This is a genomic window from Enterobacter sp. C6 (assembly GCF_008122455.1).
In the GTDB taxonomy this organism is placed as follows: domain Bacteria; phylum Pseudomonadota; class Gammaproteobacteria; order Enterobacterales; family Enterobacteriaceae; genus Enterobacter; species Enterobacter pseudoroggenkampii.
Genome location: NZ_QPFW01000118.1, coordinates 1 through 7000 on the forward strand (window position 1 = coordinate 1; position 7000 = coordinate 7000).

Annotated in this window: 7 protein-coding genes; 3 read left to right on the forward strand and 4 right to left on the reverse strand. The window is 55.8% G+C overall.

Annotated elements, in window-relative coordinates:
* The 3 genes from DOU50_RS01870 to DOU50_RS01880 form a co-directional block, all read right to left on the reverse strand.
* Positions 1-1208 (reverse strand): efflux RND transporter periplasmic adaptor subunit (locus DOU50_RS01870; protein WP_148768646.1); only part of this gene is annotated, 1208 nt, incomplete at its 3' end.
* 11 nt (positions 1209-1219) lie between these two features.
* Positions 1220-1561 (reverse strand): cation efflux system protein CusF, encoded by a 342-nt coding sequence (cusF, locus tag DOU50_RS01875; protein ID WP_148768647.1) that lies wholly within the window; start codon positions 1559-1561, stop codon positions 1220-1222.
* Between the two features lie 28 nt (positions 1562-1589).
* Positions 1590-2975 (reverse strand): efflux transporter outer membrane subunit, encoded by a 1386-nt coding sequence (locus DOU50_RS01880; RefSeq protein WP_148768648.1) that lies wholly within the window; start codon positions 2973-2975, stop codon positions 1590-1592.
* Positions 2976-3137: 162 nt separating this feature from the next.
* Between DOU50_RS01880 and DOU50_RS01885 the strand changes: the two genes are divergently transcribed.
* Together DOU50_RS01885 and DOU50_RS01890 are read left to right on the forward strand one after the other, a co-directional pair.
* On the forward strand, positions 3138-3821 hold the full coding sequence (locus DOU50_RS01885; protein ID WP_024908527.1) for a copper/silver response regulator transcription factor: 684 nt from the start codon (positions 3138-3140) through the stop codon (positions 3819-3821).
* A complete protein-coding gene (locus tag DOU50_RS01890; RefSeq protein WP_148768649.1) occupies positions 3811-5265 on the forward strand; it encodes a Cu(+)/Ag(+) sensor histidine kinase in 1455 nt (484 codons plus the stop codon). The genes DOU50_RS01885 and DOU50_RS01890 overlap by 11 nt, the downstream gene beginning before the upstream one ends.
* Before the next feature lie 3 nt (positions 5266-5268).
* Here DOU50_RS01890 and DOU50_RS01895 read toward each other — a convergent pair whose 3' ends face one another.
* Positions 5269-6174 (reverse strand): LysR family transcriptional regulator, encoded by a 906-nt coding sequence (locus tag DOU50_RS01895; RefSeq protein WP_063621652.1) that lies wholly within the window; start codon positions 6172-6174, stop codon positions 5269-5271.
* Between the two features lie 117 nt (positions 6175-6291).
* Here DOU50_RS01895 and DOU50_RS01900 point away from each other — a divergent pair.
* On the forward strand, positions 6292-7000 hold a 709-nt coding region (locus tag DOU50_RS01900), incomplete at its 3' end, for an MFS transporter (protein WP_148768650.1).

Genomic DNA, 7000 nt, shown 5'->3' on the forward strand with positions numbered 1-7000 from the left:
ATGCGCTCCAGCGCGCCGGTAATATTGGCCTCCGAGTCAATCAGGAACAGACCGCTGACCACTACCGACTCTCCCTCTTCCAGTCCGCTACCAATGCCGGACTGCTGCTGAGCTTCATGCAGAACGTGGATCCTTTTCGGCACAAAATTCCCGTCCGCATCAACCGTAATAACGCGCTGTTCTTTGCCGGTATCGATTACGGCCTGGGAGGGGATCAGCAGCATTTCCTGGCTTTGGGTATTTAGCTTCAGGTACGCATTCATGCCCGGTTTCAGCAGTTCATCCTTATTGGAGACCTGCAGGCGCACCTGCAGCGTACGGGTGGTTTGATCCACGCTCGGCAGAAGACTCCACTTTTCAACCGGGAAGGATTTATCCGGATAAGCCGGTATGGAAACAGCAAACTGCGAGGTATCTTTCAGCAGATAAGCGATGGATTCAGGTACTGCCGCGCCGATCCAGACCGGATCCATTCCCTGAATTTGCGCCACCACCTTATCTTTGGAAATATTCATCCCGGTACGCAGGTCAAAGGCCGTGATCACCCCGTCGATAGGCGCCTTGATGGTAAACCGGGTCTGGATCGTTCGGGTCGCACGCAGCCTCTGAATATCGTCATCCGGCATTCCGGCCAGGCGAAGACGCTCCAGCACACCTTTTATTTGCGTTGGTGTTCCACCGGTGCCGGATAGCAGCAGAAACTCGCTCTGCGCTTCGACCCAGTCCGGAATGGTAATATCAATCAGCGGCGTGCCTTTCTTCACCTTATCGCCCGTCGTCAGCGGATACACTTTCTCCACGAACCCTTCCGCGCGCGCCTGCACAATGACAAACTGATAGTCGTTATAGCTGACGTTGGCCGGGATCGTCTGGGCATAATTCAGCGTTCCGCGCGTCACCTTTTGCGTTTTTAATCCCAGGTTCTGAACCTGTGTCGGGTCGATACGTATTCCGGTGCTGCTTTTATCGTCATTTTCATCCGCATATTTAGGCACCAGATCCATATCCATAAACGGCGATTTACCGGGCTTATCGAATTTCACGTCAGGCTTCATCGGGTCATACCAGAAAAGCACCTTTCTTTCAGAGGCGCTCTTTTCTGTTTTTTCAGATGAATGAAAAGCCTGCCATGCCGTTACCGATATCAGCCCTCCCGCAATCAGGCTGCTGACTATCATGGCAGCATATTTTATTTTTAATGAGGCCATGCCGTTTCTCGCTATTTAATGCTCTTCAGTAAAGAGATATTGCCCTGCTGAACAAACGAAAAATCAACGTGACTGCCGACCTTTAAGGCGTTGATGCTCTCATCGACCTGAATAAATGTGAAACGCATGGTCATCGCGGGCCAGCCAATCGCCGGGATGGCCTCATGAGAAATCGTGACTTTTTTATTTGTGAGATCAATGTCCTTCACGATACCGGTCCCGGTGATGAGCTGCTCTGAGCTCCCTTCGCTGGCAGCACTCATCCCCTCGTGCTGATGAACTTCAGCCTGGAGGCTGGCAGAAAACACAATAGAGATCGCACCGAATACAACAGCCTTAAGTGAATTGCGCATATTTATTTTCCTGTTTAATTAAATACCGTTATTCGACCCAACCGCCGCCGAGCGCGGTGAAAAGATTAATTTCATTAACCTGCCGGGCATAAATAAGGTCGAGAATATTTTGCTGCGTGGAGAAAAGAGAACGTTCCGCATCAAGCACTTCGATATAGCTGACCGCCCCGCTGGAATATAACCCTCTGGCCCGCTGCAGGGTGATGCGTAGCGAATCAAGATACCGCTGTTGCGCAGCAATCTGCTGGTTAATGCTGTCCCGCAGCGCGAGCGCGTCGGCAACCTGTTTGAAGGCGGACTGAATTTTTTGTTCGTAATTAACAACCGACTGCTGCTGGCGAATTTCAGCCAGCTTCAGGTTGGCCTTATTCCTGCCCGCATTGAAAATGGGAATTTCGATTTTAGGAATAAAATTCCACATCCCGCTCCCTGACGTGAACAGGCTGGATAATTCCGTACTACCTGTGGAAAGCCCGCTGGTTAGTGATATGGACGGGAAAAAGGCGGCACGCGCGGCGCCGATATTTGCATCGGCCGCTTTAAGCTGGTATTCCGCCTCCATAATATCCGGGCGCTGCAGCAGTATCGCTGAGGAAAGATGGGGAGGCAGTTTTACCGGCGCGACATCGCCGGCATTCATGCCGCTGTCGCCCGGGAGCGCGCGATACGTGCCGAGGACCAGCTGCAGGGCATTATTGGCCTGCGCCAGCTCTCCCTCTCGTTTGGCAATATCTGCCTGCGTGCTTTCGATCTGTCCCCGGGCCTGTTCCAGCGCCAGGACGTTCGTACTGCCCGTCACCAGCTGCTGCTCAACGAACGCATAAGACTGCTGGTAATTTGTCAGCGTTTCTCGCGCAATACGCAGCTGTTTATACGCCAGCTGCTGGTTGAAATAGCTCTGGGAAACGTTAGAGACGAGCAGGATATGCACCGCGCGACGGGCTTCTTCGCTGGCGAAATAGTTTTGTCGGTCAGCCTCGCTCATATTCCTCAGCTTGCCGAAGAAGTCGAGTTCATAGCTAAGCGCAAGGCCCGCGTCGTACTGCTGCGTGGTGGGTTTGTCACTTTTAAGCCCGCCGCTGTACGTGATACCCGAAGAGGCATTCAGCTGAGGATAACGGTCTGCATCCGTCACGTTGAACTGCGCCCGCGCCTCTTCAACCTTCAGGGCGGCCATTTTTACATCGCGATTGTTATTCAGGGCTTCCGTAATCAGCCCCGCTACCTGCGGGTCGACAAAAAAGGTGCGCCAGCCGGTGTCCTGATAACCCGCCACCGCGGGCATCAGGCCGTTGCGCGAGAGTGAAAATTGCTGGGGTACCGGTGACGCCGGGCGCTGGTACTCAGGGGCCAGCGAGACGCAGCCTGCCAGGATAAATACCGTACTGATGCTTAGTCGTTTTAACAGGAACATAACGGTCCAGATGAAGTCCAGAGTATTTTTAGGGCTACTCTACGGAACACATCCTGTTTGACGGGTGACAGGATAATGACAATGTTGTCATTTTTACCGTAAGTCATTGTGAACGGTCGCGGGCGCCATAGAATGTCATCAGCAGCCATTCTGGGGAGCATGATGAAAATACTGATCGTCGAAGACGAAATGAAAACCGGTGAGTACCTGTGTAAGGGGCTGACTGAAGCCGGGTTTGTTGTGGACCACGCGGATAATGGCCTGAACGGCTACCATCTCGCCATGACCGCTGAATACGATCTGCTGATTCTGGATATCATGCTGCCCGATGTGAACGGCTGGGACATTGTCCGTATGCTCCGCTCTGCCGGCAAAGGGATGCCCATTCTGTTACTTACGGCTCTCGGTACGATTGAACATCGGGTTAAAGGGCTGGAGCTGGGCGCGGATGATTATCTGATTAAGCCTTTCGCCTTTGCCGAGCTGCTCGCCAGGGTAAGGACGCTGTTAAGACGCGGAAATACGGTGATCGCAGAAAGCCAGCTTCAGGTGGCAGATCTTACGGTTGACCTCGTGTCGAGAAAGGTCAGCCGGGCCGGAAGTCGCATCCTGTTAACCAGCAAAGAGTTCAGCCTGCTGGAGTTTTTCATGCGCCATCAGGGAGAAGTGCTTCCCCGCTCCCTGATTGCTTCCCAGGTGTGGGACATGAATTTTGACAGCGACACAAACGCGATTGACGTGGCGGTAAAGCGGCTGCGCGCGAAAATCGATAACGATTTTGAACCGAAGCTGATCCAGACGGTGCGCGGCGTGGGCTATATGCTGGAGGTGCCGGATGCACGTTAAGCTTCCCCGGCGCCCCTTTTCTCTTGCCCTGCGGCTGACCTTTCTTATCAGTCTCTCCACTATACTGGCCTTTTTCGCCTTTACCTGGTTTATGCTCCATTCCGTTGAAAAGCATTTCGCCGAGCAGGATATCAGCGATCTGCAGCAAATCAGCACTGCGATGCACCGCATACTGCAATCACCGGCCGATCCCGATCAAAAGAAAATCAGCAAGATTAAAGAGTCGATCGCCAGCTACCGCAACGTAGCCGTTCTGCTTCTGGATCCGCAGGGCAATACCCTGTTCAGCTCGGCGCAAGGGGCGGCTTTGCGCCCGGCAATGAACACGGCGAACTTTAGCGAACACCGTCGCGCACAGGATGTGTTTCTCTGGACGGTAGAAGACCCGGCCAACCCCATGCACGCCGGGTCCGACATGAAAATGGAAACCTACCGGATTATCGCCTCTTCAGGCACGGCGACGCTGCAGGGAAAAACCCAGGACTATGTCATGCTGATCGGGCTCTCCATTAATTTTCATCTCCACTATCTTGAAGCGCTGAAAAAGAATCTCCTGGCGATTGCGGCGGTTATCAGCCTGCTGATTATCCTTGTCATTCGCATCGCGGTGCGCCAGGGACATTTGCCTCTGCGTAACGTCAGCAACGCCATAAAAAACATCACCTCTGAAAATCTGGATGCACGACTGGAGCCGTCCCGCGTACCCGTTGAGCTGGAGCAGCTGGTCATCTCCTTCAACCAGATGATCGAAAAGATTGAAGATGTCTTTACCCGTCAGGCTAACTTTTCCGCCGACATCGCGCACGAAATCAGAACCCCCATCACCAACCTGGTGACGCAAACGGAAATCGCGCTGAGTCAGAACCGCACTCCGAAGGAGCTGGAGGATGTGTTGTACTCCAGCCTGGAAGAGTACAACCGGATGACCCGCATGGTCAGCGACATGCTTTTCCTGGCGCAGGCGGATAACAATCAGCTCATCCCTGACCGGGTGATGTTTGATTTAAGCGCCGAGGTCATGAAAGTCTTCGATTTCTTCGAAGCCTGGGCGGAAGAACGTCACATCGCGCTGAAGTTTAACGGGATGCCCTGCCTGATAGAAGGCGATCCGCAGATGTTCAGAAGGGCCATAAATAATCTGTTATCCAACGCCCTGCGCTATACGCCAGCGGGCAAAACGGTGACGGTCACACTGCGAAAACAGGATAACGACGTTGAGCTGGTGACAGAAAACCCCGGCACGCCGATCCCGCAGGCGCATCTGCCGAAGCTGTTTGACCGCTTTTATCGCGTCGATCCGTCCAGGCAGCGTAAAGGCGAAGGCAGCGGAATTGGGCTTGCTATCGTGAAGTCCATTGTCACCGCACATCAGGGAAAAGTCCGCGTGGAATCGGATGCGGTGTCAACGCGCTTCATCCTCACCGTGCCGGGGAAAGTGCTCTGAGCGTCAGCAAACAGCACGGCACACCTCAAGGACCTTTTCCCTGAGCCACCGGTGCGCCGGGTCCCTCTCCATGCGCGGATGCCACATCTGGGATACCGTAATAGTCCGGGTCTTAAAGGGCAGTTCAAAGACGTGCACGCGCTCGGTCATCGCCTGATTGAGCAGGTATAACGCCGGCACCATGGCAATCAGATCGGAGGCCAGCGCCACGGATAACGCCGTCGGAAAGCCGGGCACCACGCTGGCGACCTTGCGCTTCATCCCGCGCTCCGCCAGCGCCTCATCGACAAACCCGTGCAGCGATCCGTCCGGCGAGGCCACCACATGCCCCCAGGCGACATAGTCACTCAGGCTGACCTCCGGCTGCTCTGACAGCGGATGCCCCTTGCGCACCGTGCCAACAAACCGATCCTGGAAAAGCCTTTGCAGCCGTATTTCAGGCCCCATGTTGCCCTGCACGCCGATCTCCAGATCGACAAGCCCCTCCCGCAAGTAGCGCGACGTTTTTTCCGGTTTCGGTGAGAAGCGGATGCACACCCCGGGCGCAACGCTCGCCACCGCAGCAATAAGCAGAGGCCCAAACGCCACCACAAAACCGTCGTTGGCCCGGATGGTGAACAGCCGTTCGAGGCTTTCCACCTTCAGCGCGTCGGTGGAGGGCTGCAGCACTGCCCTCGCCTCGTGCACGGCGCTTCTGGCGCGGTCCCGGGTGGCTTCGGCCCAGGGCGTCAGCACCATGTGACGACCGGCCCGCACCAGGATCGGATCGCCGGTCACCTCCCGCAGCCGGCTCAGGGTGCGGCTCATGGCGGAGGTGCTCAGGTTCAAACGTCGCGCCGCGCCCGCCACGCTGGCTTCTGCCAGCAAAACATCGAGCGCAACCAGAAGGTTAAAATCAGGATCGGACACGATGGCTCCTCAGATATGGCGTTACACGCATTGATTAAGTGCAAATGCTGCGTCTTCCGCACTGTATACCGCATGATTATAGTTTCGTCATCACGATTCTTTTTCGGAGTAACGACGATGACGCTCTTTTCAAACCAGCCCGGCGATGAAGGTTTACCCGGACATGAACGCGCCAGGGTGATGGCCGCCGTTATGACCACCACGCTGATGGGCGTTTTTGACGGTACCATGATCAACATCGCGCTCCCCTCCATGGCAAGCGCGATGCAGGTCCCTGCGAACGTTGCGGTCTGGTTCGCCAACGGTTATCTGCTGTCAGCGGCGATGACGTTGGCCATCTTCGCGGCGCTGGCAGCCCGCGTGGGCTATCGCCCAATCTTTCTGGCCGGGCTTGCCACCTTTACGCTCACCTCGCTCGGCTGCGCGATGGCAACAACGCCGGAAATGTTAACCGGGATGCGAATTCTGCAGGGCATCGGCGGCGCGGCGACCCTGAGTATTGCTCCGGCTATCCTGCGCTCCGTTTTTCCGGGCCGACTGCTGGGCCGCATTCTGGGGCTGCACGCCCTGCTTATCGCCTCCAGCACGGCGATCGCCCCGGTGCTCGGCGGAACAATACTGGACGCCCTGAGCTGGCAGTGGCTGTTCGCCATTAACCTTATTCCAGGCAGCATCGCCCTGCTGCTGGCATGGTGGGCCTTGCCGCGGGAATCGGCCGCTGACCGCACTCCCTTTGACGCGCCGGGCGCCGTGCTCTCCGCCGTGCTGTTAGGTTCAGCGATCATGCTGGCCGACAGCCTTCAGCATGTGACGGAGCACATTAACC